Genomic DNA, 19528 nt, shown 5'->3' on the forward strand with positions numbered 1-19528 from the left:
ACAGTATGACATGTATTATTGACTGAATCGGGCGTAAATCCCGATTCAGAGGAGAGGAATGAAGTAAAGACCTGACTACGTTTTTTGCACAGATGTTTTACGTTGCCATACCTTACGCCACAAACCTTCGTGGCTAAAGCACATCCAAGCCCAACGTAACCAGTTTAAAAGGACAGCAGCCAACCATAATGCCCACATTAACATCAAAACCTGATAAATCCACATGGGAAGCGACCAAACCCAAACACTGGGTAATAAGGCATTGACTTGGTCTTGATACCAATTTAAATGATGTCCGTAAGAACCATTACCCATAATGTGCATATCAGGGTCACCTAATAACCCTTTTTGAATCGCAAACAATAAAGAACTAAAAGCCGCAATACTCAATAAAACCAAGCCAATCTGAATCAGTGCAAATTGCCAAGGACGATAAGTATCCACGCTAATTGTTGCACGCCAACCCAACGCAAATAACCAACCAATCACACACAGTGCCATCTCCACAGGAATTTGACTTAACACAAGGCTTAACAATATCCACTGATAGGTTTTTACAGGTGTTAAATTTGTTCGCCCTAAGCCTATGGATAATAAAATAAAGACAAATAATAATCCCCAAATCAATACCGCCGCACCAATCGCCTCTCCACCCACCAATAAAATCCAGCGTTTTTCAGGCATAATTAATTGAATTTGATGATTAACACTGCTAATGCCTATGTCCAACGGTACCGTTTGATAACTATCAAAAATCCCTGTATTTTCCAATAAATGCAGTTCAACACTTTGTGTACCGGGAATAATTGGCAAAATGACCTGTTGCCCTTCCTGACGAATGGGTTGAGATATTCCATTAATCGTAACCGATTGTAACTGTGCGTTTTCAGGCAATGTAATAGTATGTTGCCCACCACGACTGCTACGCAACGTAAAAGTTAATGTCGTATCCGTTGCCCGTTGTCCCGGTTTTACCAATAATACGCTACGGTCTATCGTCATCACCTGCCCACCCACCCCACTTGGACGGGTAATCGCAAGCGTAACGGTTTCCAATGGATAAGGTCGCCATTCAGGTAGCCACTGCCCGCTACTTTGCTGATAAATCGTAGGAATACCTGTTGTTTCCACATGCCAAATGGCACTGGCGTTGAGTCGCCACACCTCGCTATAATGTAAACTACTATTAGCAATTAGCTGAATACTCTCGCTTTTATCAAAAACTGACAGCCAAGTAATATCGGTTTGGTCTGGTGCAAGATTAATTAATGCCTTACCTGCATTAACGCGAATTGCCTCACTCGTGACCGATTCACCCGCTAACAAGGGAACTTCTAACACAATTGCCGACCCTGTTGGCGTTAAACGAGTTACTTTCGTTTCTACTTGCCAATCCAAGCCCAACAATAGTGTTCGTTCAATTTGCACAAACGGCGGTAAATTTCCCATTTCTAAAGGACGTGTACTGCCACTTTCATCCGTTGCTTGAGCCTCACGGGTAAATTGCAAACGGTCATCGGCCAAACCATTTTCATGCACACCATCTACACGCCATCCCTGTATCGCAACCGAAACAAAATGGGGTTTTAGCGGGAGCGGAAGTTGTACTGCTTGTCGATTGGGTAATATTCCCTGCAATTGTATCTGATGAATTCCTGCACTTAAGAACAGCCATAACTGTCCATTTTCATCACGTTGTACAACCATTGCAGGTTTTTCATCCACCCAGACTTGTTGCGGTAACCATTCTTGCGTAGTACCGGGCAGTGGTACGATAACCGCCGTTTGAGCATGAATTTCTACCCGTATCGACAAAATATTCTGTTCAATTTCAACCAACATACGGGGACTACTTGCACAATTAGGTAAACAAACAGGTGGCGCAAGTAAACGGGTTTGCAACTGCTCAAGCAAATATTGTGGTGGATAAACAAGTTCAGCCGTTTTGCTCGCTGTGTCGGGTGCAGGTTCTTCGGTTGCGTAAACCGTATTAGAGACACTGCTCAATAATCCCGCTAAAAACAACAATGCAATAAAACTACTCACTGTCGCCGTACTTGGCAAAGTGCTAAATAATCGCCGTGCGTTAGCTTGCCATGCCGCCCATAAGAAAAAGCTAAGCATGATACTTAACAAAAAAACCCGTGCAAAACCAAGAGCAAAATTTAATGATGGTGAAATAAGTTGTAAATGAATAGTCTGATTTGCCGCCACAGGGCCTGACCAAGTGAGCATAATTTGTTGCCATTGCCACGCAGGCAAGCCCTGCCCCGTTTGTACTTGCGCATTTGGGTCTATTTGGGCAAGTTGTTTTTTAGTTGACGCTTTGGATTTCAGCGGGTAATCCCGAACATTGCGCATCTGTTGCTGTGATTGGAGGTAATCATTTTCAGTACTTGGCGCGGCTTCTTCTGCCATAGGCTGTTGTTGTACCTCAATAGCATTGCTCGTTTGAGGATAATAACTACTGCTTGGTGAAGTCGTTCCCAACGTATTCCATTGATATTCCAACTGCGGAAAAATGGCTTGTCGTGCTTCTTGCACCATAAAGGGAATTGCAATAATCAATAAAGTTAATAAACTTAAATTACGGTACAACTGAATGGTTTTAGTGAATAAATTCAAAGTCGGCAATACCTTCAATAATGCCATACTAACAAGAATACTTAACCAAACAAACAGCGGTGCATCCGCCTGTTGCCATGTTAAAACAAGCGTAAATAACATCATTACTCCCCAATACCACCGCCACAATTTACCCACCGCCAAAGACAACACCAACACAACAAACAAATCTAATAAAGTCCACTGTTGTAACCATGTAGTCTGCACCTTATCAACACCCTCTACATGAAATACACTCCATCCCGGTGGTAAATGCAAAATAGCACTGACTTCTTGAAAACTAGGATTATTAGCCGTTTTATCCCCTGTTACCCATCCAACAGCGGGCAATGTATCCACTGCATTTTCTAAACGACTATCGGCAACAACATTAATTTGTCCCTGTCGTATTTCTACCCCAGTATTTGCATCCGCACTTAACCGCGTAATAAATTGGTCTTGTCCATTAACACTTAAACGTCCTAACTGCGCTTGTTGAGCCTTATCGGTTTGTGGTGCAGAATCCAACATTTCCAACCGCCAACCGCGCGTCATTGTGCCACCAATATGGTCTTGCACACTGTATCCGCGACCATCAAAATCTAGCCAAAACTGCCGTTGTAACGACAACTGTGCAGGTGCAGATTCAGGGTCACCGCGTCGCTTTTCAACTAACTGCAACGTATCACCTGCCTTAACATGATAAGCAGGAAATTGTCGCCATTCGCTCGGTAATGTCGTTTGTTGCGGGTCAATCGCGGTTACGTCAGTAATATCAACTAAACGCAACGCATTACGTGCTTCAAATACCCAAATTTCTTCTTCAGGTAAGCCATCAATAACGGGCAAAGTCAACGACTTCACATCTCCCATCTGTCGCGTTTGCAAAATCACCGTATAAGACCCCGGGCGAACCTGTAAACGTAACCGTCCATCGGTTTCTAAACGGGCAGGCAACGGACTGGTCAATGACATAGGCATCTGCCCAGCTAACAATAAATTACCTAACAAAGCCTCTCGTGTTTGTCCCGCCACATCAATTTCTATCTGGGTTATCATCTGCAAAGGAATATCATCAATAATATGCCGATACACACGAATATCTAAGCGATTTTCTTCAACAACTTCGTCCGTATGCGTTCCCTGACGCAACCACAAATGCCCTTCACCATCTAATTCAGGAATAGCGACCTGTTTACCTTCAATAAATAAACTAACTAAGCCTGTGTTAGCAGGAACAGGTATCGACTCGGGCATTCGTTGCCATTGCAACATACCCGTGATGGTTGATTCCCCAGCGGGCAAGTAAATCATTGGTACGCCATTTATATCCATTACCGTAGCGGGTTGCCCATTTAGCTGTACCGCTTGCGCCCATAAAGTTGCATCACCCGGTAATGCTACATCCCCCGCAGCAAAGGCTTGCCACGATTGTTTAAAACGAGCCGTTTGTCCTTCAACACTAATAACCAATTGAGTCGACCAACGACACAACTTTTCTTCTGTATTATAAAAATAAGGGCATGTTTTTTCAGGATTATCATGCAATACCCAATTAACCCAAGATTGTAACGGTTTAGGAACAGCATCAGGATTTAAAGGCACTACCGCACTGACAACCGTGCAATAAATACTGAGACAATAAAGGAGGAATAGATGAAAAATGCGTTTATCCATATAACGGTTTCTCGCATGAAGGAAAAAAGAAGGTGTATTATTTCAATACTATATAGTGTTTAAGACCCACACAACAACCCTTTAACAATACAAGGATTAAATATTTAAGGTTAATTTAATTTTAAAACTAACTATGTAATATGAAATATATTTTTTCCATAATTTAAAACACCTATAGATGGTAGATGTAAATGTATTGCGCTTACACAATAGACGGCTTGCAAAAATTGCTTTTATTCTCACCAAGACGGTGGTAGTGAGAGAAACATTAATAAAAACAATTGTAAAAATCTTTACATTAAAAAATAATGCGTTACTATTATAGCTATAAAAATAAAAATGTTATGCGCGTTATGACTACCCTCAACAATCAAGGACTAAGAGGAATATTATGCGTTACTATCACTACTTTTTTACGGTACTACTGACATTATGCTAGTTTTTTATCCGTTACTATTTACGCCTTGTCGTCGGTTTGATGAGCTAGTATCCATACACCGTATAAACACAAAATGCGTCAGGTGCATTTTTCCGCACCATAACGCACACTGTAAACTAGATTTCTAACACACAGACAATATTAAATATTTCCTTATCCTACCCACCGTCTTGCATTATAAAACATCTGCATCCATGGGCTTTCTTCAGTTTGCCAGTTGTCGGGCTTCCATGACCAACGACTGGTTAAAAAGACCCGTTCAGGATGCGGCATCATAATGGTGAAACGTCCATCAGGTGTCGTTAACCCTGTGATTCCTTGAGGCGAGCCGTTAGGATTAGCAGGGTAATGTTCACTGACTTGTCCACGATTGTCCACGTAACGTAAGGCAATCAAACCATCGCGTAAGGCACGGTTGACATGTGCAGGTTCATCAAATTGGGCGCGTCCTTCACCATGAGAGACAACAACAGGAATGTAAGACCCCGCCATGCCTTGCAAAAATAAAGACGGCGAATCTAACACTTCCGTCATGACAAAACGGGCTTCAAATTGTTCCGATTTATTCCGCACAAACTGCGCCCAGTGTTCTGCACCGTCTATCATACCGCGCAACTGCGCCATCATTTGGCAACCGTTACAAATCCCTAGCGCGAAGCTATCCGTGCGTTGGAAAAAAGCAGAAAACTCATCATAAGCCTGTGAATTGAAAAGTATCGATTTTGCCCAACCACCGCCTGCACCCAACACGTCCCCATAAGAAAATCCACCACATGCGGCAAAACCTTGAAAATCTTTCAACCGCATCCGCCCTGCCAGAATATCGCTTAAGTGTACGTCAACACTGGTAAAACCTGCTTTATCAAAGGCTGCCGCCATTTCTAGCTGACCATTTACGCCTTGCTCGCGTAAAATCGCTATACGTGGACGTTGTGATAAAATTGCAGGTGCTTGTAATGTAAAGGTTGTCGTTAAGAATAAACCTGAATCTTGTGGATTTTCTGCAAATTCTTCCTCGACACAGTCAGGATTATCACGGCGTTTTTGCAATTGATACGTGGTTTCGTTCCATGCGTGTTGTAACGTGGTGCGAGGCAGGCTTAACAGCAATGTATCTTGTTGATAAATATTTAAACAATCGCTGTGGTTGACTGTGCCTATAATGTGTACAGGCAATTGCGTATATTGAGCAAACCAGTGTTGTACTTCGTCAATATAGTTTTGTGCAACTTCTATTACCGCGCCTAATTCCTCGCTAAATAAAACGGCTAAAACATCAGGACTTAATCCATCTAGTTGAATATCAATCCCTTTATGGCTAGCAAACATCATTTCGCACAAGGTTGTTAGCAGGCCACCATCAGAGCGGTCGTGATAAGCCAGTAATTTATTTTGTTGGTTTAATATTTGAATAGCATAGAAAAAATCTTTTAAATCTTTGGGGTTATCTAGCGTTGGCACGACATCGCCAAGTTGTTGGTAAACTTGAGTTAAGATAGAACCGCCTAAACGGTTTTTTCCTTGACCTAAGTCTATGTATAGCAAAAAACTATTTTCAGCACGTAAAACAGGCGTGAGGGTTTTGTGAATATTATTCACGCGGGCAAATGCAGAAACGATAAGGGACAAGGGAGCGGTAACTGCTTTGTCATCCCACACGGTGTGCATAGACAATGAATCTTTGCCTACAGGGATTGCTAGCCCTAAAGCGGGACATAAATCTAAGGCAACGGATTGTACTGTGTCGAACAATGCGGCATCTTCCCCCGCTTGTCCACAAGCAGCCATCCAGTTGGCGGATAAGACAATATCGCTAAAATCGGCAATTGCAGCAGCGGCAAGATTGGTGATAGCTTCGCCCACGGCCATGCGTCCTGATGCGGGCGCGTCTAATACCGCTAATGGTGTGCGCTCGCCCATTGCCATCGCTTCGCCTGTAATCCCTTGAAAACTGCTGGCAGTCACTGCGCAGTCAGCAACAGGGACTTGCCACGCGCCAACCATTTGGTCACGGGTGACCAATCCGCCAACCGAGCGGTCACCAATGGTAATTAAAAAGTTTTTATTGGCTACGGTAGGATGACGTAGCACCCGCAATGCGGCTGTTTCTAAGGTAAAATAAGGGTCATCAATTTTAAAAGGGCTACCCACAGGTTGCACACGCTGGACATCCCGACGCATTTTTGGCGGTTTACCCAGTAAAACGGATAAAGGCATGTCGATAATGGCTTCTTGCGCTTTTAACAATTGTAATTGTCGTTGTGTCGTTGCCTTGCCTAATACGGCAAAAGGACAACGTTCCCGCTCGCAAAACTGTGTAAATAGGGCTAGTTGTTCGGGGGCGATGGCTAACACATAGCGTTCTTGTGCTTCATTACTCCATAATTCCATGGGTGATAATGACGGGTCGGCAGTAGGTATGGCATTTAAATCAAAAATTGCCCCTTTTTCGCTGTCATTGACTAGCTCAGGAAAGGCATTTGAGAGACCACCCGCGCCAACATCGTGAATGGAAATAATGGGATTTTGCGCGCCTAAACTCCAACAGGCATCAATCACTTCTTGACAGCGGCGTTGCATTTCAGGATTACCCCGTTGTACGGAGGCAAAATCTAAATCCGCGCTGCTGTGTCCTGACGACACGGAAGAAGCCGCGCCCCCGCCTAAACCGATGAGCATGGCAGCACCGCCGAGCGCAATCAGTAAGCTATCCGCAGGAATTTCATGTTTTTGCACGTGTTCCGCACGAATACTACCCACTCCACCCGCTATCATAATTGGTTTGTGATAACCGCGTCGTTTACCGTTGACGGTTTGTTCAAAACTGCGGAAATAGCCGCAAATAGCAGGTCTGCCGAATTCGTTATTAAACGCACTCGCCCCTAATGGGGCTTCTAGCATGATTTGCAACGCGGTAGCGAGTCGTTGCGGTGTGCCGTATTCGGTTTCGTAAATTTGTGGCGCATCGGGAATATGTAGGTGTGAAACAGAAAAACCTGTAAGTCCTGCTTTTGGTTTTGAACCACGCCCTGTTGCGCCTTCATCACGAATTTCTCCGCCCGACCCTGTCGCAGCACCGGGAAAAGGAGAGATTGCTGTTGGGTGGTTATGGGTTTCCACCTTCATTAAAATCCCTGTTTCTTCAGTTGTATAGCCATACTCATGTGTTTGTGCATTGCTAAAAAAACGCGGTATCGTAAACCCTGCTAACACCGCAGCGTTATCACTGTATGCGGATAATACTTTTCCGGGATGTTGTTGATGTGTGTAGCGTATCATCTTGAATAGTGTCTGGGTTTGAGTTTGTCCGTCGATAACCCAGTCAGCATTAAAAATTTTGTGGCGACAGTGTTCTGAATTCGCTTGTGCGAACATCATCAATTCAACATCGGTAGGATTGCGCTTTAAACTATTAAAACTGGTGTATAAATAATCTATTTCGTCTTCGGACAGGGCTAAACCTTGCGTTTTATTTGCTGTCGCTAACGCGCTCCGCCCTTCGGTTAGTAGGGGAATGACGCGCAAATGACGCGGTTCAGCAGTTTTAAACAGTTGTTCTGCCTCATTCAGTGTAAATATAACGGTTTCTGTCATGCGGTCATGTAGTAAAGGCATGAGTTGTTCAAGCTGTTCATGCGTTAGCGCATCGCTTGCGTTGACTGTCCAAACTAACCCGCGCTCAATGCGTTTAATACACGATAAACCACAAATAGCCATGATTTCAGTGGCTTTACTAGACCAAGGTGAAATAGTGCCTAAACGAGGAATAACAATAAGTTGTTGACCTGTTGGCAATATGGGCCGTGTTTTAGGTTGTCCGTGTAACAGTTGTTGTAAATGCTGGGTTTCATCGTTGGTTAAGGAACGAGAGCAGTCGAGCAAGTACAGGTAATTTGCTTGAATGGTTTGTAACGTGGGGAGAAAAGCACGTGCGGTATGCCGTAATTTTTCGCAGCGGAAAGGAGAAAGCGCGGAATCACCCGTATAAAACATGGTCGCCTCTTGGTTTAGCGTGTAAATAGGGTATTTTAGCAGAATTGGCTAGGCGGTTTCTTGGGTTTGAATCGCGCGTTGTGTGGATTAGGGGTTGTGGAGAATGTAGTAGGAGATGAACCTACTAGGCTTTGAAAACCTAGTAGGTTTTTTTTAAGCGAGTTTATCTAAAGCGGCTAGTACGGTTTGTACATGGTCGGGTACTTTTACTTTGCGCCATTCGTAACGTAAAATACCTTCTTTATCAAAGATAAAGGTGCTACGCTCAATACCACGCACTTGTTTTCCATACATGTTTTTGGGTTTTACAATATCAAAGACATTACATAAAGTTTCTTCTTCATCCGCCAGTAAATCAAATGGGAATTCGTACTTTGATTTGAATTTCTCGTGTTTTTTAACACTGTCGCGGGAAACACCCAAAATTAATGCGTTTTTGGCTTGAAACGCGGCAAAATGGTCGCGGAAATCTTGCCCTTCTTGTGTGCAACCGGGTGTGTCATCACGGGGATAAAAATATAAAACCAGCACTTGTCCGCGACAGTCGGGTAAATGAATAGTTTTATCACCTGTCGCAGGTAGGCTTACAGGGGGTAGGCTCTCTCCAATCACGAGTGGCATGGTATTTCCTTATGTTATTTAATAGGTTCCATTACAGCGTCTAGGTTCATTTCATCCGCTAAATCAAAAAAATCACCGCGTAGATTACTGATAATAATTGTATTCGGTACGTGAATACGTAGTGTGAGAGATAACATGAGTGTATCTAGTTGGGCGATGGTGTAGGTGTGGCTGTTGATGTCTTCAATACTCACCTCTGCATCAGAAAAGAAGCGCACTATATTGGGCAAAATTTCTGGGTTATAAATTGAAATAACTTCAATCATGTAGGGGAGGTGGTTGGTTGATTTTGGAAGTGTTTCTGAGCGTTGAACTAGAAAAGTAAATCCAAGTTGTTCTTGTAGGCGAGGGAGTTGGTTTTCTATTTTTGCAATGGCATTCCATGTGCCTGAAATAGAGAGTAGTAGGCTGATTTTATCGCCAAGTGCAGATAGGCGTACTTCTTCAATACCGCCACCACTGTCGACAAGGGCTCGAGTGAGTTGCTTAACAATCTGGGGTTTATGTGGCGCGATGGCACAAATCACAAGTTGCATGAAGGTCTATTTTTTGGTTAGGTTAGAAAAAAGTGTTGCTTAGTATCTACTGGCAAAATTACATTTGATAACGGGTTTTGGATTGTTTGATTTGGTTAATCAAATGTTCCTTGAGTAGAAATACGCCCCCTTCTAGGCTGACGGGGTAGCTGTCTGGGTTGTTTAGGCGTTTAAAGTTTTCAGGATAGCGTTGCAATTGTTGTTGTAAATGTTGGCGAATTTGCTCAAGGGTGTTATCCGTTATGGTTGCTTTCCCGTGACGCATGACGGGTACGAGTAGGTCTTCATAAGCGACTTCTGGACTGATTTTTAGTAATTTTTGGGTATCATTGATGTTGACAAGAACGGGGGTTTGGGTGGGTGGTTGTAGGATATCGTACAGCATATCGCCTAGAAAAAAACCTTGGTCATTGTAAAACCGTCGTACTTGTAGAATGGCGGGATTGGTGGTTTTTATCGTTTGTTCGGAAACTTTAATTCGATAATCCCAGATTCCTTGCGGGGTTTTGATGGCGGTGAGTTTGTAAACGCCACCGAGTGCGGGTTCGTCGTAGCTGGTCACTAGTTTTGTACCAACTCCCCATGCGTTGATTGCCGCGCCGCGATTTTTTAGGTCTTGAATGGTGTATTCGTCTAGGTCGTTGCTTGCCACAATGAGTGCATCGGGAAAGCCTGCTTGGTCAAGTAAACGGCGGGCATGTTGGCTTAGGCTGAGTAAATCACCTGAATCAAGGCGAATACCTGCCATTTCATGTCCTTGTTGGCGTAATTTTATGCCAATTTGGATGGCATTTTGTACTCCTTGTAGGGTGTCGTAGGTGTCGACGAGAAAAATGCAGTTGTTAGGTAACACATCGGCGTAGGTTTGAAAGGCTTCTAGTTCTTCAGGAAATACCATTACCCAACTGTGGGCATGTGTGCCTTTAACGGGAATATTGTAGAGTTTTCCTGCTAATACGTTGGATGTGCCAACACATCCGCCAATATAGGCAGCACGGCTGGCACTGATACCGCCGTCAATGCCTTGTGCGCGACGTAAACCGAATTCTAGCACTATATCGCCTGCTGCTGCTTGGCAGACCCGCGCGGCTTTGGTTGCAATCAGTGTTTGATAGTTGACAATGGTTAGTAGTGCTGTTTCTAGCAGTTGGCATTGAATCAGTGAACCTTGTACGCGCAATAGGGGTTGATGGGGAAAAACGAGTGTCCCTTCAGGAATTGCATCAATGTTGCAGGTAAAACGTAGTTGGTGTAAGTAGTCTAAAAAATCTTTTTCAAATAGGGGTTTGCCGTCATTACCTGTAATGCTTGCAAGGTAGGTAATATCATCTGCGGTAAAGTGTAGTTGTTCAATCAATTCTAGCGCGTTGTTTAAGCCTGCACTAACGGTGTAGCCCCCTTGATAGGGTGGTTTACGAAAGAATAGGCTAAAAACAACTTCTTGGTCTTGTCGCCCCGTTTTCCAATAGCCATACGCCATGGTTAATTGGTATAAGTCTGTGAGTAAGGCTAGCGAGTGTCCATAGAGTTGTTGCAGATGATTCATAGTATTACCTGTGGTGATTAGAACTTACACAATGTTGATAGTTCCTATCTTTAGTAAAGGCGATGAGTACTATACGGCTTTTCCCCAATCCAGTTTCTCACGTAATGTTGAATAGTGGTCATGCCCTTGTGGGTGAATCAGGCGGATTGATTGGCGTTTTTCAATGACAATTAAATCACCAGGAATAACTTGTTGACATAATACGCCGTCGCAAGAAAGTTGGGCTTGTCCTGTTTGATTGTCTGCAATGGTAATCGCGATACAACTATCGCCATCAATTACTAGGGGGCGATTGCTCAGGGTATGCGGGCAAATAGACACGAGTAGTAGTGCGTTTAAAGAAGGATGAACAATAGGTCCTCCGCCCGATAGTGCATAAGCCGTTGAGCCTGTTGGGGTGGAAACGACTAGGCCGTCAGAGCGTTGTCGACTCATAAAATGCCCATTGATGGTGGTTTCAAAGGTCAGCATGTGGGTCATATTCCAGCGGTGAATAACCATGTCATTCAGTGCATTAGAGTGTGACAGACAGCGTCCTTCTCGATAAACTTCTGCATAAATTAAGAAGCGATCTTCTTCTAAAAACGCACCGCCTAGAATTTCATCCAAATAGTGTTCCATCTGGTCGGGTGATATATCTGTAAGAAAGCCTAAACGGCCTAAATTAATCCCAAGAATAGACACATCATGTTTGGCTAGTAATCGCGCCGCTTGTAGTAGTGTGCCATCACCACCGATGACAATAATCAAATCACAACGAATTCCTAGTGCTTCTGTATTGGCGGCAATGCTAAAGTCACCACTGGATAATAAACGCGCGCTAGGTGCGTCGATAACGATTTCTAATGAACGAGCGGTGAGATAACTTATTAATCTTTCAAGTGTATCTTTAACTCGCGTATCACCCCGTTTGGCGATAAGTCCTATACTGTTAAACATAAGTATCCTGTTGTTTAAGTGCTTAGGCATATCATTTATTAATCAAACCTTAGCCCCTAAATCCCAGTGTTAAAACAGAGGTTTAGGGGCTAAGGTTTATGTAATAAATAATATATTCAATCTGGCATAGCCATTTCTTGGAATGTACATCATGGTTTTCCGTACAATTATAGGGTATTCATGCAATTTCTAGGGATGGTATTTATTGATTGCACCATGAATATCTTATTAAATATAGTTATTTATGCTTCATAACGAGTAGCGTAATATCGTCAAATACACGATGTGTTGCTATGTGTTGTTTTACATCAGCAACAATCTGTTGACAGATTTCTGTCGCGTTTAATTGTCTAATGTTTTTGATTAACATTGCTAAGCGAGCCGTACCGTAAAGTTCGCCTGCAACATTTTCTGCTTCTGTAACACCATCCGTATAAAAAACAACAATATCATCTTTAAATAATGTAACAGGATGTTTTTCTACAAAAGATTCAATATTCTCTTCTAATCCAATGGGAAAGCCTAAATCTAATGTATCTATTGTTTCTAACGTACCATCCGCACGAACAATAATTACTTCTTCATGTTGCCCAGAAATAGTTAAAACCCCTTGTTTATAATCCGCTAATAAGAGGGTCGACATTTGTTCTGACCCCATGCGTTTTACATTATGATAAATCGTGCGATTAATGGTATTTAAAAATTTGATGGGGTCTAATTCTTGATGTTCCACTAATGTTCGGATGGCGGTTTGTAACATTAACATGACGACACCGCTTTCTAAACCATGCCCCGTTACATCACCCACCCCAATTTTTAAACCCTCTTTATGGAGCAACACATCGTAGTAATCCCCGCCAACTTCTTGACAAGGTTCCATAAATCCTGCAACGTCTAAATCAGGAATCTGTGCTAATTCAAGTAGTTTTGGCGTGAGCATCGCTTGCAATTTTTGTGTAACGGCAAGTTCTGCACCCATACGTGTATTTTCACTTTGTAATTGTTTATTTAAGGTAGTGATTTCTGCATTTGCAGCGGTTAGTGCAATAGTACGCTCTTCAATTTTTGTTTCTAGTTCAAGCACTAAGTCTTGTATTTGTTCCGACATATTATTAAAGGCAAAGGCTAACTGCCCAAATTCATCATCTTCTTCAATATAAATTCGATAGCCTAAATGGTTGTTAGTAAAGGCTTGTGTCCCACCAATAAGCGCGTAGATTTTGCGAGTGAAATTATTTGCAATCAACACCGCAACAATAATGACCATTCCTAACAAAATTACGGCAATTAGCCCAACCTCAATAGCGGTTCGATGCACTTGTGCTAACGCTTGTTCTTCGCGTGTTTCGATAAATTCGTGCATGGTCTGATTCTGTTGCGCTAACATGGTATCAATGCTGTGTTTCGTTTGATATGTTGCATCATGAAACTCATCCCAATTAGCTCCAAACGACACAAGACCAAAGCCGCGCTTTGTTTTACCATATTGTCCTGTAAAATAAGGAATTGCTGCTGCTGTGGTTAATTTCCAAACACCCGCCCAAAAAATCACAAAAGACCCATATCCGCCTTCGTTAATACTTTGAAACCAGCCATGACATTGTGGTGCTTTATTCAAGTAGCGACAATCTAAGGCAACTTCCCCCCGTTGTCGTTGTTCAATGCTCAGTTCATTGTGCGTATGCTGATTATTAAACGTGGGATAGTGGGCTAAAAAATCATCAAGCGAGGTAATTCCTGAGTGTTGCCACTCCAGCATTGTTTCTTGCGTTATCCATGGTGGTACACGTTTGCCTGTTTGCGGGTTAAAGCCGACAATAAAATAATCACGTGCATGAGAGATACACCGCCCTAAATAGTCCCACATAAACGCATAGTTACCAGTACTCGCATCTGAAATATTACGCATAAAATGCTCATCTGGCATGATGTAATCGGTAAATTCACTTAAATGACGATGGTCTAAGGCTAAGGTTATATAGCCTATTTTTTCAGTTGCATGATAAACAGGGGTAACAAAGCGAATAATGCCTTCAAAAGGTTTACCAACAGGGTTTTCTATTCCTGCATAAGCAAATTTTTCAGGTTCAAACGGAATACCCGCTTTTTGTGCCGCTTCTGGGCTGAATGTACCGATAACGGGTGACGGACGGTATTCACCAATAACATCAGATACGTAAATTTCACCCTGTTTTAAGGCTTGTGCGTCGTTGAAATAGGTTTCTGCTTTACAGTAGGTTTGTTCAGAATGGGCAATATTTTTTAATGTCTTGTCTATGGTAGAAACTTTGTACTGTTCTTGCCCTTGTAAATCATAGAAAGTAATTTCTTTATACAATGGAATTCGTTGTTTTTTATAGGGTGGAATAGTTTTTTTGCTAAATTCGCGTTTATTTTCGTCTAAAATGGTGGTGGGGGGGCTAACACTGGTTTCAACAGGTGCGTCACTTACCCATTTTTTAGTCGTTGTATCAAAATGGTAGGATTCATGCGTGGTGATATTGCGGGTATTAAGCTGTTGAAATTGTTCTAGGACAGTTTGATTAAGGGGTAGGCTTGCGAGGGTTAATAAGTCATTGTCGCGTTCATAAAGAAATTGTGCAACTTCTTGGGCTATTTTAACCGTCATTTGTTCAAGTGCGACTTGTGATTTATGGTCTAAAGCGATAATGCTATCTTCAACGGCAATATTGGCCGTTTCTTTAATAATGGATTCTGTTTTAGTTAATAAGGCTTGTCCATTTTGTTTAAATGTCTCACCCAGTTGATACGTGGAGTAGGTTGCAATAAACGCAATGATAATTAAAGGAACGACCTTTAAAACAATAAACGTTAAAATCAGTTTCTTTTTAATTTTCATGTTGAACATGACAACGTTATTTTAATAGGTTAGTAAATTAGTCGGTTTTATTGCAGTGCAGTGTACAGGATTGATAAACTATCAGCAATAAAAACTATTTTATCAAAAACTTAAATACAATATATTTTTTTAAACTGATTTATAGACAGGGATTAGGTGTCATTTTTTTCTTAACCTATTTTTGGTAGTGCTAACGCGAGTACGGCGAGATAACTGGTATAAAACAGAGGATTAATGATAAAAGTTGAATAAAAGCGGAATGGAAGAAATAAAAAGTTGTACCTAAAGGAAAAGTAGGAATAATGGAACATCACCAAACGCCTACCACCCCTTTCCAAAGGTACAACCATGTATATGATAACAATCCTGTTCTGCTCAATCGACGACTTTTGTAAATGGTTTATGCCGTTATGGGAACAACAGTTGTTAGAAGAAGGAAACCCCAAGAAAAGTCAGCGAGATGGGACAATGTCAGCGTCGGAAGTGATGACCTTACTCGTGTTGTTTCATCAATCTAATCAACGTCATTTCAAAGGATTTTATACCCACTATGTTCCGCATGTTCTCGGGGGAGCGTTTCCGAAACGGGTCAGTTATCAACGATTTGTTGAGTTAGCCCAGTCACGCTCAGTGCTTACTTGCACAGTCGGCGGGTAAACGCTCGCGGGATTGCCTTCATTGACTCTACACCCTTGAAAGTTTGCCACAATCGGCGAATTTCACAACATAAAACCTTTGCAAACCTCGCACAACGGGGGAAGAACTCCATTGGCTGGTATTTTGGGTTTAAATTGCATTTAGTCATTGATGATAAAGGGGAATTAATCTATTTTTTCTCACCGCCGCGAATTTTGATGACCGCAAGGGCTTAAGGGCGATGACGCAATTTATTCAAGGTAAGTTATATGGCGACAAGGGCTATATTTCTAAGGCATTAAAGGCTACTTTGAAAACGCAAGGCATTGAATTAATCACAGGTGTCCGCAAAAACATGAAGAAAGAGCCGCTCAGTGAATTTGATACGATAATGCTAAAAAAACGTTCCTTGATAGAAACCGTCATCGGTCAGCTTAAATCATTCACTCAGATTGAACATACCCAACATCGCAGTGTTTTGGGGTTTATGGTTAATGTCGTTGCGGGGCTTATTGCCTATACTTGGAAGCTCCATAAGCCTTCTTTGATGTTTCGTATCAATCCTAAACTTGATGAGAGCTTCCCTTTGCTAAACCCTTCTCAACCTCTTTTTATTTAAGCCCTTTTTCGTCGTACTCGCGTTAGTTTAAATTAGGATTTAGACAAAAAAACCTGCTAGATTTTAAAAATCCAGCAGGTTTTTACTTTATTTATAAGGTATTACCGAGCTTAGGTTTAATCCTTTAAGGTTGAGCAATAAAAAAGTTTGGTACTGCTTCAGGTTTTACCATAATAGGCGTTTGTGTTCCGTCACTCAGTTTTTTAACCCGTTGTGTAATATACATATCTAGTTCACTGAGGGATATTTTTCTGTCGCCATCATAATCAGCTAGTCCTTGCAAACCGTCTAATATCGCTTTTGTAAAAACACCATGTCCTAACTCTTCAATTTCTACAGAAGTTTGTCTGCCTGTAGATGCGGTAAAAACGACGATACCATTTTCTGCATCAGCAAGTTCATTACTTAACTGATTAACATCTCCAGCCTTTATTCCCTTATTACTCATGACCTGTCCTGCATGACAAGAATCTAAGAATAAAATACGTTTACCTGCTGTTGTGGACAGTGTGTCGCGGATATCATTTCTTGTGATACCTGTTGTTTTTAAATCCGTTAGTTGTGCATTTTGAGGAAGGAAGTAATAACGTCCGTTTGTATCTTTAATCCCATGTCCTGACAAGAATATGATTGCTGTATCGCGCGAGGTCGTTTGGGTTTCAATCCATGTTAAACCCTGTGTAATCTCATCCCGTAATGGATTTATTAGTAACTTAACATTGACCTTTTTATATAACTTTCCTTCTTGTGCCTGTATTGCTTGTGCAAATGCGTTAGCATCATTATCTGCAAATCTTAATGAGGTGAGATTTGTATCTTGGTATTGATTAACCCCTACAACTAGCACATATAAATCTGGTTTTAATAAATCTTGTCTTGTTTCTCCTGACCATTTTAAGGAGACTGATGCAGGCAGAGATTTACCATTTTTATTACTTGCTAAAAGAGATAAAGTCACGTCGTGAGGTGGTAATTTTATAGTTTGTTGATGTTCACTATTAAGCTCATTAGCGAGACTGGTATCTGTTTTGATGCCATCTATATAAGCAATAACAGCTGTCGGTGTATCGGCTGTTGTTGAACGAATACGGTAATGAATTTCTAAGTCTGTTTCACGAAAACTATCGCCAGTATTGGGGTAGAGTAACTCGACAACAGGTGGAAGGCTTTGCTCCAGTGTTTTTTCAATAGGTTTCTGTTTTTCAGGGGTTTGGGCTAAGGCTTTTTCAATATCTAAGGTTTTGGATAACGTTGTAATGAGTTCAGGTCGATAATACTTCTCTCTAAACTGTCCCATCTCAAAAAAATCAGCTTCTTGGTCTGCGCCTTTATTTACATGCCAACCGACTAAACTTTCTCCGCCTGCGGAAGCGGCATAATAGCCTTGTGGTGTCCAAACAACCCAGCGTTTTTTATCTGCATGAGGAAAAAAAGCCAGTAATTCCTTACCATCGCTGAGACGATACCAGCGTATTGTTCCATCAGCAAACGCCGCAACCGCTAAACCATTGTCGGTTATGTTAACGCCCCATGTTATGCTGGGGGCAGATTTTGCCCAAATTTGCTCGCCTTGTGCGTCAAAATACCGCAAGTACCAACTTGTCCCTAATAAAAAATGTTGCGCATTGGGTGCAATGGCAAGACTGCGAGACCTTTCATATTCTCTTAAAGACAAGGCTTTACCATTGAGGGTGGGATTGGTTTGATTGAACCAGTTTTCAATGTTTAGGCTTTTGCTGTCCGTATTTGGTGCTTTAAGCGTCTTGCTGACAGTTTCGCTTAAGGTGAAATCACGGAGGGAAAATGCTGAGGGGGATACGCCACCATATTTATAAGCAAAACCCACTTGTAAACCATCAGGCGCGACACGGAATTGTGTTCCTATATCCCGAAAATCTGCCAGCTCGTTGTCTTGGCGGGCGAGGGATTTGCCTTTTTTATCTAAGAGCACTAAAGCAGGGTCTGCTGACCCCACCAGCAAGCGGTTATCGGATAAACTGCGTAAATCCGTGAGGGTATCAAATACATCTATTGAGACGATTTGCCGTTTGCCTGTTCCGCCTTGTTGCCACTGGATGAAGGGGTATTGCCCTTGAGACTGATAAAGCCCCCCTGCATACAGCGTTTGTCCATCGCTTGACCATGCAGTTTTATTTAAATCCCCGTTATAAATCCCCGCAGTATCCACTGAATGTATAAGACTTAAATCCCGTCCTGACACCACAGTGACGGCGGTGGAATCATTAAACCCCACCGCAATCCGTTGTCCATCAGGGCTGAAACGTGCGCTAATAGGTTCTTTTCCGCCTGTGATGGCTTGCTTGTGTCGCAAGTGATAATCAGTATCGTATAAGCGGAGGTAGCCATCCCAACAACTACTCAGTAACCGTCCTGTAGGGTCAAATTCTACCCAGTAGCTATTTGCCCCATAATCATTATCTTCGGCTATCAATTGCGGGCTGGGTGTGGTGAGTTGATACACCCGTATGCCTCCAGCCACTAAAGCAACCGCTAAATATTGCCCATCAGCGGAAAAAGCCAGATGAGCAATCACATTGGGTAACCCTGTGAGGCGGGTTAATAATTTGCCTGTTGCGCGGTTGAAGAGGTAGATATCATTATCTTTACTCCATCCCCCTGTTGCCACTTGTTGCCCATCGGGGGAAATCGCCACTGCATATAATTTCCCTTCATTGCCCTCACCTATCGGGGGACGTAAAACCCGCTCTAGGGTTAAAGCGGGTAATTGCCACACCCGCACGGTTTTATCATCAGAAGCCGTAACTGCAAAGCGTTCTTGTGCATCGATGTCGATGCGTATTATCGGCGCGCTGTGTAGGGTGAGATTGGGGCGGAGTATTGGCTCGCTGGGTGGTGCGGCATGGCTGGCAATGCTGAATAACAGTAAGAGAAAGGCAAATAAGCGCATAGGAAAATTCCTTGTCTGATTTTAAGTTATATAGTTGACGGGATTATCATAATTTAAAAGCATTAAAAGATTAATGGGGATATTGCAAAAGGGTTGATTAGAGCAGAGACCTACTAATCTGAGTTCGTT

General features: G+C 42.4%; 8 protein-coding genes and 1 pseudogene. 1 reads left to right on the top strand and 8 read right to left on the bottom strand.

The window, feature by feature from the left end:
• Positions 1 to 75: 75 nt before the first annotated feature.
• From AL038_RS11790 to AL038_RS11820, 7 genes are all read right to left on the bottom strand, one after another.
• Positions 76 to 4281 carry a hypothetical protein gene (locus tag AL038_RS11790; protein WP_062153058.1) on the bottom strand — a complete coding sequence of 1402 codons (4206 nt, stop codon included), beginning with the start codon at positions 4279 to 4281 and terminating at the stop codon, positions 76 to 78.
• Between the two features lie 592 nt (positions 4282 to 4873).
• Entirely contained in the window at positions 4874 to 8713 is a 3840-nt protein-coding gene (purL, locus tag AL038_RS11795; protein WP_062153060.1) for a phosphoribosylformylglycinamidine synthase, read from the bottom strand.
• 153 nt (positions 8714 to 8866) lie between these two features.
• Positions 8867 to 9334, bottom strand: a complete 468-nt coding sequence (locus AL038_RS11800; RefSeq protein WP_062153062.1) for a peroxiredoxin — start codon at positions 9332 to 9334, stop codon at positions 8867 to 8869.
• A gap of 14 nt (positions 9335 to 9348) precedes the next feature.
• Positions 9349 to 9870: a glycine cleavage system transcriptional repressor gene (locus tag AL038_RS11805; protein WP_062153064.1), complete on the bottom strand. Its 522-nt coding sequence runs from the start codon at positions 9868 to 9870 to the stop codon at positions 9349 to 9351.
• Positions 9871 to 9928: 58 nt separating this feature from the next.
• Positions 9929 to 11416, bottom strand: coding sequence for a nicotinate phosphoribosyltransferase (locus tag AL038_RS11810; protein ID WP_062153066.1), 1488 nt, complete (start codon positions 11414 to 11416; stop codon positions 9929 to 9931).
• 69 nt (positions 11417 to 11485) lie between these two features.
• Entirely contained in the window at positions 11486 to 12355 is an 870-nt protein-coding gene (locus AL038_RS11815; protein WP_062153068.1) for an NAD(+) kinase, read from the bottom strand.
• A 238-nt stretch (positions 12356 to 12593) separates the two neighbouring features.
• Positions 12594 to 15215, bottom strand: a complete 2622-nt coding sequence (locus AL038_RS11820) for a PP2C family protein-serine/threonine phosphatase (protein WP_062153070.1) — start codon at positions 15213 to 15215, stop codon at positions 12594 to 12596.
• 348 nt (positions 15216 to 15563) lie between these two features.
• Between AL038_RS11820 and AL038_RS11825 the strand changes: the two are divergent.
• A pseudogene (locus AL038_RS11825) lies at positions 15564 to 16470 on the top strand (IS982 family transposase).
• Positions 16471 to 16594: 124 nt separating this feature from the next.
• Here AL038_RS11825 and AL038_RS11830 read toward each other — a convergent pair.
• The gene (locus tag AL038_RS11830) at positions 16595 to 19399 is read right to left on the bottom strand and encodes a caspase family protein (RefSeq protein WP_062153072.1); all 2805 of its coding nucleotides are present in this window, start codon (positions 19397 to 19399) and stop codon (positions 16595 to 16597) included.
• Between the last annotated feature and the right edge of the window lie 129 nt (positions 19400 to 19528).

Source organism: Beggiatoa leptomitoformis, assembly GCF_001305575.3.
Taxonomy (GTDB): Bacteria; Pseudomonadota; Gammaproteobacteria; order Beggiatoales; family Beggiatoaceae; genus Beggiatoa; species Beggiatoa leptomitoformis.